This window comes from Dyella kyungheensis (assembly GCF_016905005.1).
Lineage (GTDB): Bacteria > Pseudomonadota > Gammaproteobacteria > Xanthomonadales > Rhodanobacteraceae > Dyella > Dyella kyungheensis.
Window position 1 is genome coordinate 141714 of record NZ_JADIKC010000008.1, and the last position, 22824, is coordinate 164537.

21 protein-coding genes are annotated in these 22824 nt (G+C 61.9%); 15 read left to right on the top strand and 6 right to left on the bottom strand.

Translation table 11 applies throughout. The features are described 5' to 3' along the window. Positions 1-50: 50 nt before the first annotated feature. Complete coding sequence (locus ISP20_RS17900) at positions 51-206, bottom strand: hypothetical protein (RefSeq protein WP_204637495.1); 156 nt, start codon at positions 204-206, stop codon at positions 51-53. Here ISP20_RS17900 and ISP20_RS17905 point away from each other — a divergent pair. The 3 genes from ISP20_RS17905 to ISP20_RS17915 all read left to right on the top strand — a co-directional run bounded on the left by ISP20_RS17905 (position 190) and on the right by ISP20_RS17915 (position 3884). After that, the gene (locus tag ISP20_RS17905; RefSeq protein ID WP_204637496.1) at positions 190-1389 is read left to right on the top strand and encodes an FAD-dependent monooxygenase; all 1200 of its coding nucleotides are present in this window, start codon (positions 190-192) and stop codon (positions 1387-1389) included. The genes ISP20_RS17900 and ISP20_RS17905 overlap by 17 nt on opposite strands. 285 nt (positions 1390-1674) lie before the next feature. Then, positions 1675-2385: a hypothetical protein gene (locus tag ISP20_RS17910; protein ID WP_204637497.1), complete on the top strand. Its 711-nt coding sequence runs from the start codon at positions 1675-1677 to the stop codon at positions 2383-2385. A 224-nt stretch (positions 2386-2609) separates the two neighbouring features. Continuing rightward, positions 2610-3884, top strand: a complete 1275-nt coding sequence (locus ISP20_RS17915; protein WP_204637498.1) for a M24 family metallopeptidase — start codon at positions 2610-2612, stop codon at positions 3882-3884. Positions 3885-4030: 146 nt separating this feature from the next. On the opposite strand, the gene ISP20_RS17920 is transcribed toward ISP20_RS17915, so the two are convergent. Together ISP20_RS17920 and ISP20_RS17925 are read right to left on the bottom strand one after the other, a co-directional pair. Continuing rightward, positions 4031-4426, bottom strand: coding sequence for an STAS domain-containing protein (locus tag ISP20_RS17920; protein ID WP_204637499.1), 396 nt, complete (start codon positions 4424-4426; stop codon positions 4031-4033). Beyond that, on the bottom strand, positions 4404-6740 hold the full coding sequence (locus ISP20_RS17925) for a SpoIIE family protein phosphatase (protein WP_204637500.1): 2337 nt from the start codon (positions 6738-6740) through the stop codon (positions 4404-4406). Before ISP20_RS17925 ends, ISP20_RS17920 begins: the two co-directional genes overlap by 23 nt. A gap of 277 nt (positions 6741-7017) precedes the next feature. Here ISP20_RS17925 and chrA point away from each other — a divergent pair, with 277 nt between their 5' ends. After that, positions 7018-8250: a chromate efflux transporter gene (chrA, locus tag ISP20_RS17930; RefSeq protein WP_204637501.1), complete on the top strand. Its 1233-nt coding sequence runs from the start codon at positions 7018-7020 to the stop codon at positions 8248-8250. 174 nt (positions 8251-8424) lie between these two features. Here the strand turns inward: chrA and ISP20_RS17935 are convergent, their stop codons facing one another. Further along, entirely contained in the window at positions 8425-9258 is an 834-nt protein-coding gene (locus tag ISP20_RS17935) for an oxidoreductase (protein ID WP_204637502.1), read from the bottom strand. 153 nt (positions 9259-9411) lie between these two features. Between ISP20_RS17935 and ISP20_RS17940 the strand changes: the two genes are divergently transcribed. Continuing rightward, the gene (locus ISP20_RS17940) at positions 9412-10323 is read left to right on the top strand and encodes an AraC family transcriptional regulator (protein ID WP_239536096.1); all 912 of its coding nucleotides are present in this window, start codon (positions 9412-9414) and stop codon (positions 10321-10323) included. Between the two features lie 37 nt (positions 10324-10360). Further along, positions 10361-10831 carry a hypothetical protein gene (locus ISP20_RS17945; protein WP_204637504.1) on the top strand — a complete coding sequence of 157 codons (471 nt, stop codon included), beginning with the start codon at positions 10361-10363 and terminating at the stop codon, positions 10829-10831. Here the strand turns inward: ISP20_RS17945 and ISP20_RS17950 are convergent. Next, positions 10828-12513, bottom strand: a complete 1686-nt coding sequence (locus ISP20_RS17950; RefSeq protein ID WP_204637505.1) for a PQQ-dependent sugar dehydrogenase — start codon at positions 12511-12513, stop codon at positions 10828-10830. The genes ISP20_RS17945 and ISP20_RS17950 overlap by 4 nt on opposite strands. Positions 12514-12716: 203 nt before the next feature. On the opposite strand from ISP20_RS17950, the gene ISP20_RS17955 reads away from it, so the two are divergent. Together ISP20_RS17955 and ISP20_RS17960 are read left to right on the top strand one after the other, a co-directional pair. Next, the gene (locus ISP20_RS17955; protein WP_425490860.1) at positions 12717-14834 is read left to right on the top strand and encodes a TonB-dependent receptor family protein; all 2118 of its coding nucleotides are present in this window, start codon (positions 12717-12719) and stop codon (positions 14832-14834) included. A 152-nt stretch (positions 14835-14986) separates the two neighbouring features. After that, a complete protein-coding gene (locus tag ISP20_RS17960) occupies positions 14987-16207 on the top strand; it encodes a DUF418 domain-containing protein (RefSeq protein WP_204637506.1) in 1221 nt (406 codons plus the stop codon). Positions 16208-16260: 53 nt separating this feature from the next. Here ISP20_RS17960 and ISP20_RS17965 read toward each other — a convergent pair whose 3' ends face one another. Beyond that, the gene (locus ISP20_RS17965; protein ID WP_204637507.1) at positions 16261-17169 is read right to left on the bottom strand and encodes a LysR family transcriptional regulator; all 909 of its coding nucleotides are present in this window, start codon (positions 17167-17169) and stop codon (positions 16261-16263) included. Positions 17170-17282: 113 nt separating this feature from the next. Between ISP20_RS17965 and ISP20_RS17970 the strand changes: the two genes are divergently transcribed. The 7 genes from ISP20_RS17970 (at position 17283) to ISP20_RS18000 (ending at position 22325) form a co-directional block, all read left to right on the top strand. Further along, positions 17283-18488, top strand: a complete 1206-nt coding sequence (locus ISP20_RS17970) for an MFS transporter (protein WP_204637508.1) — start codon at positions 17283-17285, stop codon at positions 18486-18488. 47 nt (positions 18489-18535) lie between these two features. Next, entirely contained in the window at positions 18536-19054 is a 519-nt protein-coding gene (locus ISP20_RS17975; protein WP_204637509.1) for a VOC family protein, read from the top strand. 335 nt (positions 19055-19389) lie between these two features. Then, positions 19390-20217, top strand: coding sequence for a hypothetical protein (locus ISP20_RS17980; protein WP_204637510.1), 828 nt, complete (start codon positions 19390-19392; stop codon positions 20215-20217). 94 nt (positions 20218-20311) lie between these two features. Beyond that, the gene (locus tag ISP20_RS17985; protein ID WP_204637511.1) at positions 20312-20827 is read left to right on the top strand and encodes an STM3941 family protein; all 516 of its coding nucleotides are present in this window, start codon (positions 20312-20314) and stop codon (positions 20825-20827) included. Positions 20828-21098: 271 nt separating this feature from the next. After that, positions 21099-21383: an energy transducer TonB gene (locus ISP20_RS21655; RefSeq protein WP_239536098.1), complete on the top strand. Its 285-nt coding sequence runs from the start codon at positions 21099-21101 to the stop codon at positions 21381-21383. Between the two features lie 251 nt (positions 21384-21634). Then, on the top strand, positions 21635-21895 hold the full coding sequence (locus ISP20_RS17995) for a hypothetical protein (protein ID WP_204637513.1): 261 nt from the start codon (positions 21635-21637) through the stop codon (positions 21893-21895). A gap of 151 nt (positions 21896-22046) precedes the next feature. Beyond that, entirely contained in the window at positions 22047-22325 is a 279-nt protein-coding gene (locus ISP20_RS18000) for a hypothetical protein (RefSeq protein ID WP_204637514.1), read from the top strand. The last annotated feature ends 499 nt before the right edge of the window (positions 22326-22824 follow it).

Sequence of the window (22824 nt, forward strand, 5' to 3'; positions counted from 1 at the left end):
CAGTGGCATTTCGCTGCCCTTAACTGAGCTAGTACAGATGGGCCCGGATCTTAGATCTGTTCCAGCCCATTAGCCACATTGATCGGATAGGTGGCGCGGGACATGCTGGCTTGTACATCGTACATGCGGCGATCGGGCGGCGCCCGCGCCGGTTTTCCATCAGAGCGCATGTCGCGCCATAGGACGTTGATGAAAAAGGTGCTCATTTCAGGAGCCGGCATTGCCGGCTCCGCGCTGGCGTATTGGTTGAATCACTGCGGCTTTGACACGACGCTGATCGAGCGATCACCGGTGCTGCGGCTCGGTGGGCAAGCCGTGGATATCCGTGGTGTCGCGTTGAAGGTCGTGGCGAAGATGGGTCTTGGCAGGAAAGTCCGGAGCATGCGTACGCGCATGCGCGGCATGTCAGTGCTCGATGGCGACGGCGACGAGATCAGCCGATCGACCGAAATGACCTTCAGTAGCGGCCGGCTTGACGGCGATGACGTGGAGCTACTTCGCGAAGACCTGGCGCAACTGTTCTACGAGCGCATAAGCGACAGCTCCCGCTATATCTTCGGCGATTCGATTCGCACCATCGACCAGAAGGCCGATGGCGTTCGCGTCACCTTTGAGCACGCATCAGCCGGCGATTTCGATCTGGTCATTGGGGCCGATGGTCTGCACTCGCGGGTGCGTGCGTTGTGCTTTGGCGACGAAGATCAATGCCTGGCCCCACTCGGCATGCAGACCGCGATCTTCAGCACGGACAACTTTTTGGGGCTCAAGGATTGGCAGGTATGGCTACGCGGCGGCGACGCGGGTTATGGCATCTATCCCGTCCGCAACAATAGCGAACTAAGAATTACCCTGGGTTATGCCGCCGATGGTGCGGGTCGCGGCATTGACGATGTCGATTGGCAAAAGCACCGCGCGGCCGAGCGAGTCGGACACCTGCGCTGGAAGACGCCGGCGATTGTCGAGGCGATGTGGGCAGCCAAAGACTTCTACACCGACGTCATGGCGCAAATCCACATGCCACGCTGGTCGACCGGACGAATCGCCCTGCTGGGCGACGCGGCCTATTGCGCGTCGCCACTCTCTGGTCAAGGCACCAGCCTCGCGTTGGTGGGCGCTTATGTTATGGCTAACGAACTTTCCAGAGGAAATGGCGATCATGGTGCGGCCTTCGATCGTTACGAAGAGCGCATGCGTCCCTTTGTGCTGCGCAACCAGGCACTCGCCACGGAAAGGCCGCTTCAACCCGCGTCACCGCAGTCGATTGATGCGGCGAAGAACGCGATCTCGCTTGATGATCTTGACGCCGTGACACCGAACGCGCAGCGATCACAGGCGACGGCCAGGATGAAAAGAGATCCGACCTCTTCTGCAGCTCGTCGCGAGACTTGAACAAAGTCGAACACGTCTTCTCGATGGAGAGTCAGTGGCGCCGCGCGTCGTTGCGGGACCGTGCCGAAGGGCACGTACCCCACAACGATTTGACGTGGCACCATGCCCCGCCGCTTAACCGATGCGATGGGCTCGACGAGAGCCACTGGCGGCGTTCTTCGATACCGGAGACCAGACGCTGGCAAGTCCAGGTAAGCGCGTCGATCTCGAAGCCAACACAGCGCTGGCTCGCCTCTGCCAGTTCTATCGGGACATATTGTGATATTTGTCGTTGCATTGCTCGTCATGGCATCGCTGTTCTGTGCCGATCAGCTCTGGCGAAAAAGACGTTCGGTTCATCGCAAGTGGATGCTCAAGGAAAACTACGCCTTCGTGCTGATTCCACTGGTGACATGGGCCTTGGTCTTCTCGGTTGACTGGCTGATCACCCGCCACCTCCATCACGACTGCTGCGGTGGGCTGGACGCTCATGCGCACAACTCCAATCCCGGTTCACTTGCCCGGTCGCGTGGCGAGGAACATGTGCTGACGCTTGGCATGTCCTTGAGCGAGTACACCGAACGCTTCGACCGCTTGTCCGGCGACAGGGAGTTGCATGTTTTACTGCGCCCCGCAGTCAAGCGCATCGCGGGGGATGAGCGCGCGTTTACGGCGCTATTGCGCGAAGACTTGCAGGTGACCGGTACGTTGTCGGATCACACGCTGGTCCAGGTCGTTGTCCTGGCTTCCGTCAATGACGACACGCAGGTCAAAGCCGAGCAGCGGGAGGCGGTCATTACCGGATTGCTCGCGGGGATGAGCGGCGAGCGCGAACAGGATGTTGCGGATCTGGTAGACCAGTTGACTGCAGAAGTCGAGCGTAACGAACGGGAAGGCCGGTTTCCCGCGGTGAGCAAGCAGGCCTTCGGCCGCTTTGAATTGTCGCTATCCAGTTCGGACGGCTATCTGCACGCGTACGGGCTCAACAGGGCGGACGACGACTCGTCGCTCCGTTGAACACGGCGAGCCTGCCAGTGAGACGTGCGGCCGATTCGGCAGCGTGGCTCTCGTGAAGGAACCCGGATTCGAATCAGGCGTTGAATGAAAGCAGCGCCGTCCTGCGCCACGGCCTTTCAATGGCCAGCCATGGGCCGGGCCATCGACGCGAGGTTGGGCAGTAGCCGCGTAGCCAACGCTGGCCTCATACTGCGAAGCACCCTTAACATCGGTCCGGAGTCTCCATGCGTCGTCGCGACTTTCTCACGGGAGCGGTAGCTGCCACTGCCGCTGTGTCCACGGCCGCTCTGTTGCGCGGCCAGTCGGCGCAAGCCAGCCCTGCCGCGCCCAACGCGTTGGCCGGATTGACCTCCATGACCACCGGCGCCAAGCCGATTTCGGTGGAAGAGCGCAGGGCACGGATCGCCAAGCTGCAACGGCTGATGGTCGAGCAGAAGATCGGTGCCTTGATCCTGGAGTCGGGCTCGAGCCTGGATTACTTCACGGGCATCCAGTGGCACCGTTCGGAGCGCACGACGGCCGCGGTGATTCCGGCCCGCGGTGGCGTTGTCGTCGTGACGCCGGCCTTCGAAGAGCCTTCGATCCGCGAGACCCTGGCGGTGGGCGACGATGTGCGGCCGTGGAACGAACATGAGAACCCGTTCGCCCTCATCGTGGCTGCGCTTCGCGATCGCGGCGTGACCTCCGAGCCGATCGCCTTCGAATCCACCACGCGCCTGTTCATCGTCGATGGAGTGCGCGAAGCAAGCGCGGGAGCCTACCGTGTGGTTTCCGGCGACGCCCTGGTCAAAGCCGTCCGTCTGATCAAGACCCCGGCCGAACTCGCGCTGATGCAGACCGCCAACGACGTCACCCTGGCGGCGCTGCGCTACGTGCATGGCCATGTCCGCTCGGGCATGCGCCCGGACGAGATCGCCACCATGATGAACGCCGCCACCGAAGCACTGGGTGGCGCACCGGAGTTCGCGCTGGTGTTGATCAACGAGGCCAGCGCCTATCCGCACGGTTCGCATCAGCCGCAGACCCTGCACGAAGGCTCGGTGATCCTGATGGACGTGGGCTGCACCGTGCACGGCTATCAATCGGATATCTCGCGCACCTGGGTGATGGGCGAGCCGACGGCGAAACAGCGAAAGGTCTGGAACACCGTCAAGCGCGGCCAGGAGATCGCATTGGCCACCGCCAAGCTGGGCACGCCAGTGGGCACCATCGACGACGCTGTGCGCGGCTACTACGAAAGGGAAGGCTGGGGCCCCGGCTACAAGCTGCCGGGCCTTCCCCACCGCACCGGCCACGGCATCGGCCTGGACGGCCACGAGTCGCCCTATCTCGTGCATGGCGATGCCACGCCGCTGGCGGTGGGCATGTGTTTTTCCGACGAGCCCGGGCTCTATATTCCCGGCGAATTTGGCATCCGTCTGGAAGACTGCTGGCACATGACCGAGACCGGCCCGAGACTTTTCACCGGCCTCGCCAAGTCGATCGACGATCCGATCTGATCGGGCGCGGAATGGCCGTTTGGCGTTTTTGAAAGCGCCGCTTTCGAGTGGGGATTCAGCCGGTCGTCGCAACGACCGGCGGTAGGCACGAAGTTGTAGATAGTGAGCTCCGACTCAGCTACCTCACCACGGTATGCCCCCACCGCTCAGCGATCGCTGGTCGGTTCCTCGCCGGTGATCTGGCGCTGCATGCGATCGAGATACGCATCGAGTTCCTGCGCGTTGGCGAACACCTCGTTCACCGGAACCGCTTTCACGATGTCGAATACCTTGCGCACCTGAGGCCGGGGATTGAGCAGCAGCGTGTGTCCGTTGCGTGCGCGCATCGTTCGACGGATCTTGGCGATGCTGCGCAAGCCGGCGCTGCTGATGTACTCGAGTTCGGAAAGATCCAGCACGACCGTGCTTTCCTCGGGAAGGCGCGGCAGCACGTCCAGCATGGCCAGATCGAAGTCGTTGAAGGTCTGGGCGTCGAGCCGTCCATGGAGATGGAGGATCGTACGGCTGGGTGACTCGTTTTCAACGTTCAGGCTGAAGGTCATGGTCCGGCTCCGGTCGTGCGGGGTGGAGGAAACGTAGCTGCAAGTGATTGCCGTGCTCGTCATGGCTGTAGCTGAGTTCGCTGGCCATGGCGCGCACCAGATGGATGCCAAGCCCTCCCACCTCTTCGGCGTCTGCCAGGTCACCGGTGAGCGGGGGTATGGGCGCCTGCAGCGGATCGAACGGCTGCCCATCGTGGTGCAGCTCGATCGATACGGCGTCGTCGCCGAGACGCATGTGCAGTTCGATCTTGCGGTCGGCGCCGCCGGCGTGGCCGTGCTGCACCATGTTGACCATGAGTTCCTCCAGCACGAGCCGGATGTCGTCGCGCACCGCCGGCGACACGTCTCGCTCGCGCAGCGAAGTGTCGCAGCGATCGAGCGTGTCGAAGACATCGTCCATGGATGCATGGATGGTCAGGTCGAGCATGAGTGAGCTCCCGTCGACAAGGGCATGATGCCAGTTCAGGGCGAGGACGGTGATGTCATCGGCTTGTCCCGCGCCTTCGGCGAAGCGGTCGACCTCGGCCAGCAGGCCGGCGGCAAGATCGGCAGCGGAGCGCGACGATGAATGCTCCATGCAGGCGAGCAAGCGCTCGGTGCCGAAGAACTGCTGCTCGGTATTGGTCGCCTCGGTGATGCCGTCCGTGTAAAGCAGCAGCGTCTGGCCGGGGCGAAGCCGCAACGTGCGCGGCGGATAGCGGGCCTCGTCGTCGAGTCCGAGTGCGGCGCCGGTATCCAGCTCGATCAGACGGACGCCGTCCGCGTCGCAGAGCAACGGCGGCTCGTGCCCGGCGCTGGCCATCACCAGCTCTCCGCTGGCCGTGTCGAGCATGCCGCACAGCAGGCTCACGAACATGCAGCTGTCGTTGTTGCGGCAGAGTTCGACGTTGAGCATCGACAGCAGGTGCTGCGGCGACCGCGCTCTCGGCGCCAGCGCCTTGGCCAGCGTGATGGTGCGCGCCATGAACAGTGCCGCGGGAATGCCCTTGTCGGACACGTCGCCGACCATCACGCAGAAGCGCCGCTCGTTGAGCATGAAGTAACTGTAGAGATCGCCGCCCACCGCGCGTGCCGGTCGAAGCAGCGCGTGCAGCTCGAAGTTTTCGCAGTGCGCGTCGAGGTAGTGCTCACCGGGCAGCAGTGCCGTCTGGATCTGGTGCGCAATGTCCAGTTCGCTGGCCAAGCGCTGCTGTTCCTTCGCGTTGCGGGTCAACTCTGCGATATGCAGCGCCAGCTCCGAGCGCATGCGGTCGAAGGCCTGGGTGAGGCGACCCACTTCATCGGGAAAGCGGGGCGTGGGCAGTGCGAAGGTGAGTGCGCCGCGCGCCACCTGTTCGGCGCGCGAGGCCAGCGTGCCCAGTGGAGTCAGGATGCGCCGCGTCACCGCCAGCGTGACCACCGCCAATGCAAGCAGGGAGATGAAGCCCAGCAGCAGCGCTTGAAAGAACGCCTGCCGCACGCCGGCATAGATCCGGCTCTCCGGCATGGCCAGGCCGAAGCGCCAGTGGGTTCCTTCGACGGGCACGAAATAGACCCACACCGGCTTGCCTTGAGCCTGCGGGTTCTGCGCAACGGCCAACCGTACGCGGCTGGCCTGATGGCTCGCCAGCGCCTGCAGCAGATTCGCCTGCCCGTGCTTGCCGACCAAAGCAGGGTTGTCGTGCGCGAGATAGGCGCCGCTTTCGTCCAGCACGAAGGCATACGCGCCCTCGGGTTTGCCGAGCTCTTTCAGCATGCGGCTCAGCCAGTCCAGGGAGACGTCCGCGTTGATCAAGCCGTTCGGACGGCCATTCGTACTGATCGCGACCGAGTAGTTGATCATTTCGCGCTTGCGCGACTGCGAATAGAAGTGGCGTTGCCAGCAACCCTGCGAACAACTCAGGCCCGCCAGGAACCAGTTCTTGTCCCAATAAGCGTTGTCGTCCTTGCGCAGGTCGCGCCAACTCAGCGAGCCGTCGTCCTGGCGGCTGATAAAGGGGGACACGGGCGGGTTGTCCGCCGCGGGCACGTACGCTACGGCCAGCCCGGAAAGGTCGGCATTGCGTGCGAGGGCGCCGCGCAGCGTGACGTCGACACCATCGGGGTGCGTGCCCACCACCACGGCCAGGGTCTGGGCGGTGTCGGCTACGCGCGCAAGGCGCTGTTCGATGCGGTTGCCTGCCTCGTTGGCGAGCGCCGTCGCTTCGCCATGGGCTTTCTCGAGGATCTGCTCGCTCACCCGGTAGAACAGCAGGCCGCCGGCCACGGTCAGCACCAGCACGGAACCGGCCAGCACCCAGAGAGACAGCCGCGAAGCGATGCTGCGCAAAAACATGGCGAAACCCCTATAGACCTGCCCATTCAGCCATGCGTGGTCCTGTCTCGGCAAGACAGCCGGAAGGTCGTTTTGTGCGCTGTGCCGCATTTGGACTCAGGCCGTGCGTGCAGCTCTGAGCATGGAGCGAGATGCGATTGGCGCCAGAAAGCAATATAGGCTCTCTTGCGCCTCGCCGTTACATCAAAATGCAGGCAACGGCGGGTTACTGTCTGCGCGGTGTTGACCGTATTGCCGTGGAATGCGGCTGGATGCTCAGCGAAACGGGCGCTGTTCGATGGCCATGAATCCTTCAACGATGGAAGCCCGAGACGCCCGAACACTGCGCGGCCGCGCCGTCGAAGTAGCGCTCGTTTTTCTCCGCCTGGGGTTGACCTCCTTTGGCGGGCCCATCGCGCATATCGGCTATTTTCGCCGGGAGTTCGTGCAGCGTCGGCGCTGGGTGGACGAGGAACATTTCGCACAACTCATCGCGCTGTGTCAGTTTCTGCCCGGACCAGCCAGCAGCCAGTTGGGTTTCTCGATCGGCCTGTTGCGAGCGGGCTGGATGGGTGCCCTGGCTGCCTTCATCGGCTTCACGCTGCCCTCGGCATTGCTGATGTTCGCGTTCGCAGAGGTTGGCAGCCAGTTATCCGGGCCGTGGGGTCAGGCAGTGATCCATGGCCTCAAACTGGTGGCCGTGGTCATCGTTGCGCAAGGCGTGCTGGGCATGGCGCGCACGCTCTGCCCCGACAGACCGCGGGCTCTGATGGCCGCGGGTGCCGTGGCAGTCATTGCCTTCAGCCCGAGCGCATGGACGCAACTGTGGGTCGTTGTGGTGAGCGCGGCACTCGGTCCATGGGCATGCCGCCAGGTGATGGCCCGCAGCGGGGACACCTTTTCCGTTCCTTACGATCATCGCACCGGCACGGGATTCCTCGTCGCCTATGCCGTACTTCTGGCGATGGCTCTTCTGGCAACTCCTTTTCTGCCGCCCCTGGGTCAAATCGCCAGCGCCTTCTATCGCACCGGTGCCCTGGTCTTCGGTGGCGGGCACGTGGTGCTTCCCCTGTTGAAGCAGGCCGTGGTGGATCCGGGTTGGATCACACCTGAGCGCTTCCTCGCCGGTTACGGTGCCGCGCAGGCTGTTCCCGGTCCCATGTTCACCTTGTCGGCATACCTGGGTGACGAACTGCATGGCGGCCAAGGCGGCGCCCTGGGTGCCGCCATCAGTCTGTTGGCCATCTTCTTGCCGGGCCTGCTCGTGGTCTCGGGCGCGTTGCCGTTCTGGCGGAGCCTGGCCGCGAACGCTCAGGCCGTGCGAATGCTCGCCGGAGTCAATGCGGCCGTTGTCGGTCTCCTGGCCTTTGCCCTCTATGATCCGGTCTGGATCGGCGCCATCCACGGGAGTCGCGATGTTGCGATCGCCCTGATCGGATTCGTTGGACTCATGGCAGCCCGATGGCCCCCGCTGCTGGCCGTTGCATGGTGCGTGATCGCATCGTTGCTCTGCGCACTTTGGGGTGCATGAGATTCTCGCGACGGCGTGGTCGTTCTGCTCCCGTGCCTATGGTTGCTGGCGCTTAGCGGCTGCTAAGCGCGGAAGGGTCCGGAGCTGGGCCAATTTGCAAGGCCGGGCCGACGCGCACGATCCCATGCGCGTTGATCAGCACGGTTGTGCCTCGCGACAGATCAGCCGAAACCGTTAACCGTCGGTCGAGCGCGACAAGGCCTCCCATTGATCGATCTCGGCAGTCAGGTCGGACAGTTTCTGACGCACCAGGCCCATCGCGTCACTCCCAAGCAACAGGTGAGCTGGTGGCGAGGGACTATCGATCACATCGAGCATGGCCCGTGCTGCTTTGGCAGGATCGCCAAGCTGATTTCCGCTCTTCTGCTGACGAGTGGCGCGGATGGGATCGAACAGCGCGTCGTAATCAGGAATGGAGCGCGGTGTCCTGGCCATCGAACGGCCCGCCCAATCCGTGCGGAACGAGCCAGGCGCAACGGCGGTAATGGCGATGCCCAGCGACGCCACTTCCTTGCCAAGCGCCTCCGATATGCCTTCCAGGGCAAACTTGCTGCCGCAATAGTAGGCAATGCCGGGGAGGGTGATGTACCCGCCCATCGACGTGATGTTGAGGATATGCCCCCGACGCCGGCGACGCATGTAAGGCAGTACGGCCTTCATCATGGCGACGGCGCCGAACACATTCACGGCGAACTGTTGTTGCATCTCTGCCAGGGGCGATTCTTCCAGAATGCCCTCATGGCCGTAGCCGGCGTTGTTGATCAGTACGTCGACCGGACCCACGGTGTCTTCGATGTCGGCAACCACACCGTCGATCGCTTCGAAGTGTGTGACATCCAGTACACGACCCACGGCAGCACCTGGGGACAGCATTTCGAATTCGCGCAGAGCCTGCTCGTTTCGCACGGTTCCGATAACGCGGTGCCCTCTCTTCAGGGCCTCCTGAGCCAGTGCCCGGCCGAACCCGCTGCTGACCCCGGTAACGAGCAATGTTCGGTCTATCGCCATGGTGATTACTCCCGAAAGCCAATGAAGAGCGCACAATACGCATCATTGATCCGAGTATTGACGCCAAATCGTCTGACTTTCTTGCCTATTTCTATGAGCTACGATCTTTCGGAATGTGAGGGCCTGCAGCCCGCAGCCGAAGCAACCCGGCGCATGACTGCTCTTGCCCGGAAGCTGGCGCCTCAAGAGGGCTACAACCTCACTTCCTTGCCGGGCGTACGCATACTGCGTTCGGATCGTGCCTTGTCGCGAACGCCGGTTCTGTACGACCCCGGTATCGTCATCGTCTGCCAGGGCTGCAAGCGGGGCTATTTCGGCAGGCAGGTCTACGTCTACGACCAGCAGCACTATCTGGCGGTCGCCGTGCCCGTTCCGTTCACGATGGAATCGGAGGGCACGCCGGACAATCCGTTGCTGGCCATCTACATGCATCTGGACTTCCAGATGGCCGCCGAGCTGATGATCCAGATCGATCGTCATCAGGTGACCGTCAATCAAGATTCACCGCAGAGCATGATGTCCAGTCCCATGGACATGGCACTTCAGGGCGCCGTCCTGCACTTCCTGGAGGTCATGGGCCAACCGCTGGATGCGGCGGTTCTTGGGCCGGGCCTGCTACGCGAAATCTATTTCCGTGTGCTCACCGGCGCGCAGGGCCCGGCTTTGCGTTCGGCTCTGGCGATGCGCGGCCAATTCGGCAGGATAGGGAAGGCGCTTCGCCGCATCCATGACGCCTATGCCGGGCCGATCCATCTGGCGGAACTGGCTCGTGAGGCGGGCATGAGCGTGCCCTCGTTTCACAGCCACTTCAGGGCCGTTACGCAAACGTCGCCCATGCAGTACGTGAAGTCCACGCGCTTGCATCAGGCACGCCTGTTGATGGTGCGGCAGGCTATGACAGCAGAGGCTGCAGGCTATTCGGTTGGCTATGCCAGCGCGTCGCAATTTACGCGGGAGTTCAAGCGGCTCTTTGGGCTGCCGCCTGTGGCGGAAGTAAGGCGCATGAGGGAAAACTTCGCCATACCGCCTGAGCAAGCGGCGTCGAGCTATGTTTCGTCACATTAAAGGTCGTCAGAGAGCGGGTCGGCTTGGGCGAGCACACATGAAGCAGATTCGCGAGCGCTTGTTGGATCAGGACTTCTGCGAGTGGTGCTATATACCCGTCACGGTGATGCTGGCTGCCTGTCTCCTCGTGTTCATCACGTGCAGCTATCAGATCGCCTGGGTGTTCACCGTCGAAAGGAATCTGATCCTGGGCGAGCCCTACCAGGTTTGCGAGCAACCGCTTGGGAACCGATGCAGCACAGAACACGATGCCATATCGCCTGATCAAACGCGGACGGTCTTCGAGCCCTACATGTTCGAATTCAAGCCGGGCGTCCTGCGCTATGACCTCCACATCCACAAGCCGAAGTACAGCTTCTGGTATGAGTTGGATGGCGATGAAGCGATCTGGCCTTATTTGCCAGCCCTGGTCACCGCTTGGGTGATGAGTTTGCTGGGGCTGATTGCGTGGGTGCTTTTAGGCGGCCCCACGCATTTTGGACGATTCACGCGGCATGGGGAGGACTAGTCGGCTTTCCCACCGCCATAGCTCACCCGCCAGATCACATTGGACCCATCGTCGCTGACCAGCAGCGAGCCATCATGGGCGGTGGTGATGCCGACAGGGCGGCCCCATGCCTGCCCGCTGGGCAGCACGAAGCCGGTGAGGAAGTCCTCGTACCCGCCGCTGGCACGCGCCGTGCCGTGGCGTGGCACGCGGATCACTTCGTAACCGACACGCGCGGAACGGTTCCATGAGCCGTGCTCCGCCGCGAAGATGTCGCCGCGATAGGCTTCGGGGAACTGCGCGCCGTTGTAGAAGGTGAGTTGCAGCGAAGCGTTGTGCGGATTGAGCAGCACATCGGGCACGATGGCCTTGCTGCCAAGTTCCGGACGCTTGCCGGCGTGACGCGGATCCTGGTGGTTGCCGATGTACCACCACGGCCAACCGTAGAAGCCGCCTTCCTGCACGTGGGTGATGTAGTCGGGCACCAGGTTGTCGCCCAGGCCGTCGCGCTCATTCACCGAGCACCACAGTTCGCCGCTCTTCGGATCCACGGCGAGTCCGACGGCATTGCGGATGCCGCTGGCGAAGATGCGCATGTCCGAACCATCGGGCTTGAACACCAGGATATCCGCACGGTTCTTCTCTTCCGGCGTGGTGTCGGGATCGTCCACGTTGGATCGCGATCCAACGGAAACATACATGCGCGCGCCATCCGGCGAGAAGGCGATATCGCGGGTGGAGTGCCCGCCATCGCTGTGCGGCAGGTCCGCGATGTGTTCGGGCTTGCCGGCTGCCTGCACGTCGCCGTCCTTGTAGGCGAAGCGCACGACGGCGTCGGTATCGCCCACGTAGATCCATTGCGGATGTTCCGCCGGATAGAACGTGATGCCGAACGGCTGGGTGAGGCCGGTGGCGTAGACGTGCGTTTCCTTCGGATGGCCATCGGCAGTGATGCCGCGGAACATCGTGATGCGGCCGGCCTTGGTCTCGGCCACGAACACGTCGCCGTTGGGCGCGGTGCGCAGCAGGCGCGGATTGTTCAGCCCGGTGGCGAAGAGTTCCACCTTGAAGCCCGGTGGCGCCTTGGGCCATACGTCGGCTGGCCGTGCCACCAGTTGCGGTGCGTTGCCGGCCGACTTGGTGTCGTACGGCTTGGGCAGATCGGCCGCGGTGATCTTGCGGCTGGTGCCCGGCGATTCGTAGCGGAAATCGGTGAAGGGCGGCGTCGGCGCGGGCCAGTTGCCGGGCGTCATCGAGGCGACGGCCATGGGCGCACCGGCGGCAGGCTTGCCGGGTTCCAGCGAATCGAGGTACGTCACGATCTTCCAGCGCTGCTCTTCGCTCAGCGAATCCCATGCGGGCATGCCGTTGGCCACATCGCCGTGCGTGATGAACCAGAACAGCGCGCCCGGTGGCGCCTTCTTCACCGTCGCGCTCGCCAGCGGCGGGACATTGCCATTGCCCTGGGCGGCCGCGCCATGGCAGGCCGCGCAATACGATCCAAACAACGTCTTGCCGTCGCTGACCGCATCCGCCTTGCCGGCGTAGGGATTCTGCGTCTTGTCCGTGGAGGCGGGCGCATTGTGGAAGCGCGCCAGGTCCTCCTGGGCCAGTGCATGCACTGAAACCATGCCGATCAGCGAGGCAAGCGCCATGAGCGCGCCAGCACGACGGGATTTGGGGGCGGGCCTTGAGCGTTTCATGTCAATCCTTGGGGCAAGGCGGAAGTGCTGTCATGTAAAGGTCATGGTCCGTCAAACGGACGTCCAGATGGCATGGCCAAGCTATAAGCATGCCCCAGCACGCGTGCGTGTGGGGCATGTCGCGGATGACATATTTGTCACTTGCATCCATCGACATGCTTTCGTGATGATAGTCTGCTGCCTTCGATGCCCTGGGAGGGGCGATGCAGTTGCGGCGTGTCCACCTGATGATCGGCGCCGCATGCATGGCGAGTGGGTCGTGGGCAGCCTGTGCACAGCAGGCCACGCTGCCGGCCGTGCAGGTCAATGCCAGTCGCCTCGAGATGCCGCCACTGGATGTTCCCGCGGCGCTCAGCGTGGTCAAGGTTTCGCCATCGGATGTCGGCAACCCCGGCATCAATCTTTCCGAGACGCTGGTGGGTGTGCCCGGCATCCTGGCGCGCGATCGGCAGAACTATGCGCAGGACGAGCAGATATCCATCCGTGGCTTCGGCTCGCGCAGCACCTTCGGCGTGCGCAGCATTCGTCTCTATGTCGACGGCATTCCCGCGACGTTGCCGGATGGCCAGGGCCAGGTGTCGCACTTCGACTTCGATGTGGCCGATCGCGTGGAAGTGCTGCGCGGACCGTTCTCCGTGCTGTACGGCAACGCTGCGGGCGGCGTGGTGCAGCTATGGAGCGCGCCGGGCACGGCCACGCCGCAGACCACGCTGGGTGTCTACGCCGGCAGCAACGACAGTTTTCGCTATCTCGCCGACACGCGCGGCACCGTCGGCGCCATGGATTACAACGTGGCCGCTTCCCAGTTCCTCTCGGGTGGCTATCGCGATCACAGCCGCGTCAATCGCCAGACCGCGCATGCGCGCCTTGGCTTCGACCTGGGGCACGGGCAGACGCTCACGCTGGTGATGAATCACCTGGATCAGCCGGTGGCGCAGGATCCGATGGGCCTCACCAAGGCGCAATTGCTGGCGGATCCGCGGCAGGCGTCGCCCGCCGCGGAACAGTTCGACACGCGCAAGAGTACCCGCCAAGATCAGGTGGGGCTGATCTACGAACGGCCTTCCGGCGATGACGGCCAATGGCGCGCGATGGTGTATTACGGCGAGCGCGAGATCACCCAATACCAATCCATCCCCGTTGCCACGCAGGCCAATCCGCTGCAGCCTGGCGGTGTCGTGCAACCCGATACGCACTACGGCGGCGCGGACCTGCGATGGACGCACCGCGGCGACTGGCTGGGTGGCGATTACGAATTCGTCCTCGGTGGCGGTGGCGACTACCAGCGACAGCATCGCCTCGGTTACGAGAACTTCGTGGGCGACACGCTAGGCGTCAAAGGCGCGCTGCGTCGGGACGAGGACGACAACGTCAACAACGTGGACGCCTACGCGCAGTGGTACTGGCACTTCGAGCCTGCCTGGGCGCTGATGCTCGGGCTGCGGCATGACGACGTGCGCTTCAGCGAACACGACTTCTACGTCACGCCCTCCAATCCCAACGACAGTGGCGACGTGAACTACGCCGCCACCACGCCGGTGGCCGCCCTGCAATGGCGCCCAGGAGATGACCTGCGGCTCTATGCGAGCTACGGCGAAGGCTTCGAAACGCCGAGCTACAACGAGCTGGGTTATCGCAGCGACGGCCAGCCAGGGCTTGCCCTCGACCTTCGGCCTGCGCGTAGCCACACGGTCGAACTCGGCGCGAAATGGCAGGCGACGCAAATGCTCGCCTTCAACGCAGCGCTGTTCCGCGCCAACACGCGCGACGAACTGGCCATCGACACCAGCGTCAACGGGCGCACCACCTATCGCAATGTGCCCGAAGCGAGACGGCAGGGCATCGAGCTGTCGATGGATGGTGATATCGCACCGTCATGGCATCTGGTCGCCGGTTACACGCATTTGCAGGCCCAGTTCCGCAGCGGCTTCCTTACCTGCATCGCCACGCCGTGCGTGGCACCGAACGTGCCCGTGCGCGCTGGCAGCCGCATGCCGGGCGTGCCAGAAGATTACGGCTCCTTGCTGTTGCGTCATGGTGGCGACGCGCGCTGGAGCCAGGGCATCACGCTCACGGGCGCGGGCCCGACCACGGCCAACGATTTCGGCACCGCGCGTGCGGCCGGCTATGTCGCCGCGGATGCCGACGTGACCTACACCTTCCCGTTGGGGCAGTCGGCGCGCATGCAGTTGAGCGCCCGTGTGAACAACTTCGCCGATCATCGGTATGTCGGGTCGGTGATCGTCAACGACGGCAATGGGCGCTATTACGAACCGGCCCCGGGTCGGACGTGGATGTTGGGCGCGAGGTTCGTGTTCTGATGGGAGGGAAGTGTTGGCCGCATTTTCATGCGCTTCGTTCGCAAGGAACCTGCGTGCCATGCACCGCGCCTTTGATTAAAGTTCGCTCCTCGCTCGCATCCATGGCCCATGGGTCAGGTTGCGCCTGAAGTCCATCAGACCGGGGCAACGTCATGCAGCACGTCAGCGCCTTGGCGCAGGATTGGCCGGCCGAGCCGCAATCGGTGCCCGTAAGAGCAAAAGAACGAATCCAGGCGATCGATGTACTGCGTGGGCTCGCACTGTTTGGCGTGCTGATGGTGAATCTCGTGACCGTGTTCCGTGTCTCGATCTTCCAGCAGTTTCTCCCGCAGGCGGCCGATGTTTCCGTGCTCGATCACCTGGCGAATGGATTCGTCGCCACCTTTCTCGAGTCGAAGATGATCTCGCTGTTCTCACTGCTCTTTGGCGTGGGACTGGCCATCCAGTTTGAACGGCTAAGCGGCAACGATGCCCGGATGCTTCTGCTTCTTCGCCGGCTGCTTGTACTGCTCGCCTTTGGGCTGATCCACATCTGCCTGTTATGGAACGGCGACATCCTCACCGAATATGCCTTGATCGGGCTCATTGCCGTCCCTTTTCTATTCGTTCCCAACCGTGGGCTGGCTGTTTCTGCGTTGCTATTGTTCGTTCTCTTCGCTTCCCTTTCATCACTGCTCCCGTCCGGCTTCTGGCCCACGCAGGAGTGGCTGCGGCAGCAAGTGGCGGATGCCAACCACGTGTATGCGACCGGCGGATTCACTGACGTACTGAACTTCAGGCTGCAAGAGATAGGAGCGATTCTCCAATTGCTCATCTACATATCGCCGCGGACGCTGGGGCTCTTTCTTGTGGGAATGTTGGTGTGGCGCACCGGCACTCTTCGTCGCCCCGAGATGCATAAACGCGCGCTCGTATGCGTCGCGATCCTCGGCACGTCGACCGGTTCGCTCTTGACGTTCTTCGACGAAATGGGCTCGAACCCAATCTCAGGCGCGTTTCTACACTGGATATCGTGGGCGATCCCGCTTGGGCCCGTGTTCGTCTCGTTTGGCTACGCGAGCATCGTCCTGTTGTTGTTTGCATTCACCCCGGCCAGACACGTGCTTGGAATCTTCGCCCCGCTGGGTCGCATGGCTTTCACCAACTACATACTTCAGTCCTTGATCTTCGGTTGGATTTTCTACGGCTATGGCCTGGGGTATTTCGGCCGATTGGGTGCTGCGGAAGCATTCCTGCTTGGATTGATTGTTTACGTCGCGCAGGTGCTGGCCAGCAAATGGTGGCTTGGGCACTATCGATTCGGCCCGATCGAATGGCTGTGGCGGACGTTGATGTATGGAATGCGCCAACCGATGACATTGCCCAAGGGCTGAGCCCGGCTGAATTCATGCTCCATCGCCGGCCTCGTCCGCTATGCGTGCTGACCCTAGTCGATACGCAGCGAGGCAGTCAGCAGTTGGAGGATCGAGTCGACCTTGGGCAGCAACTGACGGCTGCGTTGCCACACGAGATTGAGCGGCAGGCCTTCCACGTCCAGCTGCGGAAGAATCTGCACCAGCGTTCCTTCCTGAAGTTCATCCCTCACCAGCCAAGTGGCCAACTGCGCGATGCCACAACCAGCCTTTACGGCGCTGACCACCGCCTCGCCGCTACCAAGGGCCATGTTCGCTTCCACCGTCCACTGTTCGGTCGGGCCGGCATCCTGTGCGATCAACCAGGGAATGGTGCTGCCATCGGCGCGGCCGTAGACGACGGCATCGTGTTGACCGAGTTCTGCGGCCGACCGTGGCGAGCCGTGTTGCTGGAGATATGCGGGCGAGGCGCAAAGACTCAGCCGTTCGGCACCCAGGTAGCGATGTCCCAAAGCTTCCGGCCAGATATTCATGCCGCCGATACGTACGGCCACGTCGATACCTTCATCCACGATATCCACAAAGCGATCCGTGAACGAAAGATGGGGTCGAAGGTTGGGATGCTGCTCGAAGAACGGCAACAGCAGCGGCAACACCTTCATGCGTCCGAAAGCAGCAGGCACATCCAGGCGCAGATGACCGGTGGGCTCCATGCGTTGCGCGGCCAATACCGATTCCGCTTCCGCGAGGTCCGCGAGCACGCGTGCGCAAGTGCGGTAGTACGCCGCGCCCGCGTCCGTGAGGGACAGTGTTCGCGTGGAACGTTCGAACAGCCGGATGCCTAGTCGCGCTTCCAGCCGGGCCACGCTTTTGCCAACCGCCGAATTGGTCAGGTTCAGGCGCTCGGCCGCTGCGGTAAAGCTGCCGGCGTCCGCCGTGAAGACGAAGGCCTCAAGTCCTTTCAGTCGTTCCGAGGGAGTCATAATGAACGCCTATTATGGATACAGATTCTAGAATCCATGGAAATAATACCCAAATAGGGATGATGTATCCGCAATAAGCTAGCGAGACCCTCTAGCCGCTCCCTCATACATTCATGTCTTCCTTGCCAACAGCGACCCGGGGCGCCACGCCGTCCAGGCGCGGTGCTGCACCGATCGCCATCCTGGCGGTGGCCGCCTTCGTCATCGTCACCACCGAGTTTTTGATCGTTGGACTATTGCCTGCGCTGGCGCGCGAGCTGCACGTTTCGATCTCTTTAGCCGGGCAACTCGTTACGCTTTTTGCATTCACCGTGATGCTGTTCGGTCCGTTGCTGACGGGCTTGCTCTCGCATATCGAGCGCAAGCGTCTGTTCGTCGCCATCCTGCTGGTCTTTGCAGTGTCCAATGCGCTCGCGGCGATGGCACCCAACATCTGGGTGCTCGCGCTGGCGCGATTCATACCTGCGCTCCTGCTCCCGGTGTTTTGGGGCACGGCCAGCGAGACCGCGGGACAACTCGCCGGATCGCTGCATGCCGGACGCGCCGTATCGACGGTGTATCTGGGCATCTCGGCGGCGCTGTTGTTTGGTATCCCGCTAGGCACTCTGGCCGCACACGCCTTTGGCTGGCGTGTCGCCTTTGCGCTTCTGGCCGGCCTGTCGTTGTTGATGGCCATGCTGATCGCCTACTTCATGCCGACGCTGGAACTTCCACGACGCATGCGGCTCGGCGAGCAGGCGCGCATTCTCAAAGACCCGCGTTTTGTCGCCCACGTCGGTCTGTCGGTGCTGATCTTCACGGCGATGTTCACCGCCTATACCTACCTGGCGGACACGCTGGAAACCCTGGTCGGCGTTGCGCCGGCGCGGGTTGGCTGGTGGCTGATGGGGTTCGGCGCGATCGGACTGGTCGGAAACTGGCTCGGCGGTCGCGCCGTCGATCGTAGCCCGCTCGGTGCGACGGTCATCTTCGTGGTGGTGCTGGGCATCGGCATGGCAGCGAGCGTGTCTCTGGCGAGCGCCCATGGCTGGTTCGAGATCCCGTTCGTGCTTTGGGGCGTTGCCTACACGGCCCTCTTTCCGATCTGCCAAGTGCGCGTCATGAGGGTGGCCTCACACGCCCAGGCGCTAGCCGGCACGCTCAATGTTTCCGCGGCCAACGCCGGCATCGGACTTGGCGCAATCATCGGTGGCTTGGTCATACCGCACTGGGGCTTGGGCACCGTGGGCTATCTGGCAACCGCGATCTCGGCCCTGGCGTTGTTGACCATTCCTCTGATCGGCCGACTCAGATCAACGCGGACTCATGCGGTCGCGTGAGGTTCGTGACTCAAAGGCTGTCTGCATCACCTATCGTCGAGAAAGGCATGAGCATTCCTGGAATCAAGAAAATCGATCACGTCGGTTTTACCGTGCCCGACCTCGACGAAGCCGTGTCGTTCTTTCGCGATCACTTCGGTTTCGAGGTCGCCTATGAGTTCGGGCCCTTCGCGTCGAGCGACGACTGGATGGCGGTGCACCTCAACGTTGCCGCCGACGCTGTCATCGACAAGATCGTGGTGATGACCGCCGGCAATACAAATCTGGAGATCTTCGGTTATGCCCCGACCGAAACCCAGAAGAAGCTGCCGCCTCGCAATTCCGATATCGGCGGTCACCACCTAGCGTTCTATGTCGATGACATGGATGCAGCGGTAGCCTACCTGCACAAGGTGAACCTTGACGTCCTCGGCGAACCTACGGTGATGACGGAAGGGCCATCTGCTGGCGAAACCTGGGTTTATTTCCTCAGCCCGTGGGGCATGCAACTTGAGCTTGTCTCGTATCCGAACGGGAAGGCCTACCAGTGGATGACGGACGCATCATTCCTGCAACGCGAGCCATAGACGGGAAGAGTTGCCAGCCAACGCAAATATCTGCGAGACAATCGTCAATATCTTGTGCTTGCCGATAAGCCGATGGCATGACGTGGGCGACCTGTTGTCGTCGAAAACAGAGCTGCGTGCTATCGCGTCAAGGCGCTGGCAATAACCATCGTGTGCCCGTGCCCAAGTTCTCTTATGATCCGGCCTTGACGGTCCATGTCCGCTTCTCGGGGGAGAGTGTCGCCAGGCCCCGTCATCCGTTGATACGTCGGGAAATTCTGGGCTCCGCAGGTTGTCCGTTGAAGGGCGACCGACCATGATCGATTACTGATGCAGGTCTTTCACAGGGGGAAGACATGGCCTCGTTCGTTCGCTTCATGCTCGTGTGCACGTGCCTGTGGTTGGCTGCCTGCAGCCAGCAGGCGTTGATCGACAAGCTCACGCCGCACCCGGCAGCGGACATCGCACAGTCCGTGCTCGATCAGGTGCGAAAGGGCGATGTGGAACCCGTCAAGGCCAGGCTCGCCGATTCGCTTCGACAAGACCCGGGCGTCGAGGCCAAGCTCAGGCAACTTACCGGATACTTTCCCGCCGAAGCGCCCCGGGCAGTCAAGCTGGTCGGCACCAAGACCATGCTCATCAACGGGGCGAGCCGCTATGACCTTACCTATGAATACGAGTTCGCCGAAGGGTGGGTGCTAGGCAACGTGGTGCTGGCGGGAGAGGGCGATGCCCTGCGCGTGCAGGGCTTGCACGTGCAGCGCATGGCGCAATCGGTGGAACAGCAAAACGCCTTCACGCTCAGCGGCAAGGACGCCACGCACTGGATCGTGTTGCTGGCTTGCATCGCCATCCCGTCATTGTGCGTCTATGCCTTCGTGCTCTGCCTGCGTACCCCGATCGTGCGCCGCAAATGGCTATGGGCGGTCGGAACCTTGCTCGGCTTCGGGACGCTTCACTTCAACTGGACCACCGGAGCCTTCGACTTCCAACCGCTGTCGATCCTGCTGTTTGGAGCCTCGAGTGTCGGCAACCTTTATGAGCCCTTGATCATGGGCATGTCGCTGCCGTTGGGCGCCATATGGTTTCTGGCTTGCCGAAGCGGGCTGCTGGCCAATGCGGCTGCGGCCAAGGCGGCTGCGGCCAAGGCGGCAGAGGCGCCGCTCGTTCAAGAGCAGGCTTGAGTGGCAAGTGTCTGCTTCCGATCCGAACCATACATCGGCAACGTCATCACGCGGTACCTGAAAATCTGAATTTCAACGCTTCTAAGGGGAAGCCATGGAAGGGAAGTTGAGCAACACGGAGCATGCCATCTATGAGATTCGCAACTCGGTCTGGAAGAATCTGGCGGTATTCGTTCTTTGCCTTGGCCTGAGCCTCGCGGCTGTCTTGGTACTACTCGGACCATCGCATAGAGACTGGCCGTCAGTCGCCGGAGCGCTGTTCTTCGGTGCCGGTGCCGTCCTGTTCGGATTCAAGACTTTCGATAGGCGTGTGAAGGTATACGCCGATCGCGACGGCATCCAGGACTTCCGCACCAGTTTCGGCGAGATCGCCTGGAGCGAGATCGATTCGATCACGGCGAGAACCATCAAGGGCAACACCAATCTGACTTTGTACTTCCGCCATCCGGCGAAGTGGCTTCCCCGTTCGTCTCGCTTGACGCAATGGATAGTAAGCAAGACCAAGATGAAGTTTGGCGCATCGATATCCCTCCAGAATACGGATGTCGACGAGCAGCAGTTCATACGTTTCATCGATGGGCAGGTCGCGAGTTCGGCGAAGACCGGTTGAGCTTTCGACGACGCGTTAACGTCTGCTTCCTACGCGAAGTGGATGTTCCCAAACATCACGGGGAGCACGGATGAAGATGAGGAACACTAAAGCACGCAAGCGGTGGGTCCGTATCATGTGCTTCGTTGGCGCGAGCATGGCGACGTGGGCGACTGGCGCTTGCGCGCAAGGTCAGGCATCGGCCAGCCAGCAGGCCCCTGCCAGCGGTGCACTATCTGCCACGGCGCACTTCGTTTCGGCGGGCAACCTTCCGCCGACTCATCCCTCGGGCATGGATATCACCTACGCCTCGCAACACCAGCCGAAATATCCACTGGCGGCCATACGTGCCCATCATGAAGGCACTGTCCTGGTCATGGCGCAGATCGGCGTGGATGGCCGGGTAACTCAGACAAAGATCGCTGGAAGCAGCGGCTTCCCCGAGCTGGACGAGAGCGCCGCGGCCACCGTGAGCGGCTGGAAGTTCAGCCCCGCATACAGAGATGGTGCGCCGGTGGCTTCCTGGGCCCGTGTGCCGGTCAATTTTTCTTTGCCGAAGGTCGCTGCCAAACCTTGAGCTTTAGTGGCTCGTTGGGCGACTGCTTGCGACCCATGGCGGAGATATAAGTAGGTACAGATCGTTGGGCACACAATGCGCTCGGCTGCCGAGAAGTTAGGCATCGCCAACAGGGTTGAAAGTGATTTCAAGAGTATCGGCTTGACCTGCCTATGCTGTGGGCAGCCCGTTCGGCCGCAAGTGTTGGATTATCTGCCGCGCTACGGGACCTTCAAGCAATTTGGCTGACCATCGATCGGGGTAAAAATTCTATGGATATCGATTCCTCAGCTCGCGCGATCCTTTTGGAACTGAGGGCGAAGGTAGAGAGCGGGGACGAAGGGGGAATCTACGGGGACCGGACCAAGGCGCTCCATGACATCGACGCGCTGCTCGCGAATACCTCGGCGAACCAAGTGAAACTGTTGCTCTTGCCAACGGCCAGTTTGCAGGAGCTCTCGATAGACTGTGGTTGGGGAAGCCAGTTCAACAATCTCGCGGCCCAGCTTGAGGCGGTTCTAGGTATCGATTAGGCGTATGCGGCTAAGGTCCGCTTCCGACCCGAAGCGGACATTCCTTTTAACGGATGATCCATGAGTTTTGGCGAGCGGTTGGCTCAAAAAAGGAGAAGGGACATGGCTACTCTCGAACGAGCGATAGCAATCCCGGCGCCGGAAATCCAGCATGAGTGAGTACAAATACTACGCAGTCAGCTACCCAATGGGGACCGTGCGAGCAATCTATAGAAGCGTGAGCACTTCGCCTTCCGACTTTGGGCTGCATGGTTTGTGGCGAGCCAAGAAGGATGGCTCTTGGTCAGATAGTGATGCTGATGTTGAGCCGCTGTTGAACGACTTCATGAGAGGCGACTTTGATCTAGTTGATGACGAGATCACTGAAGAGCAAGCGAACGCATATTTAAGTCAGTGGCGCTCAAGTGGATGTTGGCCGGGCCGCGAGTAGACAGTGGGCAAGCTGTTGGGGCGCACAAGGTCTGCTTCCGACCCATAGCGGACGGATTGGGCAGAGCTCATGGGAGGGGAGATGCAGTTCAAAGTGGAATACATATCCAGGTCAGAACCGTCGCCTTGCGTGATAGTCCGGCAGGTAGGGATTGGCAGTTTTGAGCTTGGTCCGAAACCGGCCCTCGATGGGATACCGGTTGCTCGACGCATTAGCCAGCCTCGGTCCTTAAAGCCCGATGGCACGCCCGACCCGTTCGTCTTTGCCTTCCAACTACTTTCGCGCGCAGATCTATCCCGGCTGACGGTCGGGCAGGTTGTGGAATTGGTAGGCTGAACCGGGACGTCTGCTTTCGACTGCGGCTTCAGCCGGTCAACGCAACACACTATAGACGCCCAAGCGTGAGGAGTGTTGCCCATGGCTATGCCCCGGAAGCATTTCACAGACGCGGATCGGACCCTGATATGGGACCGATGGCAGCAAGGTGAGTCGCTACATC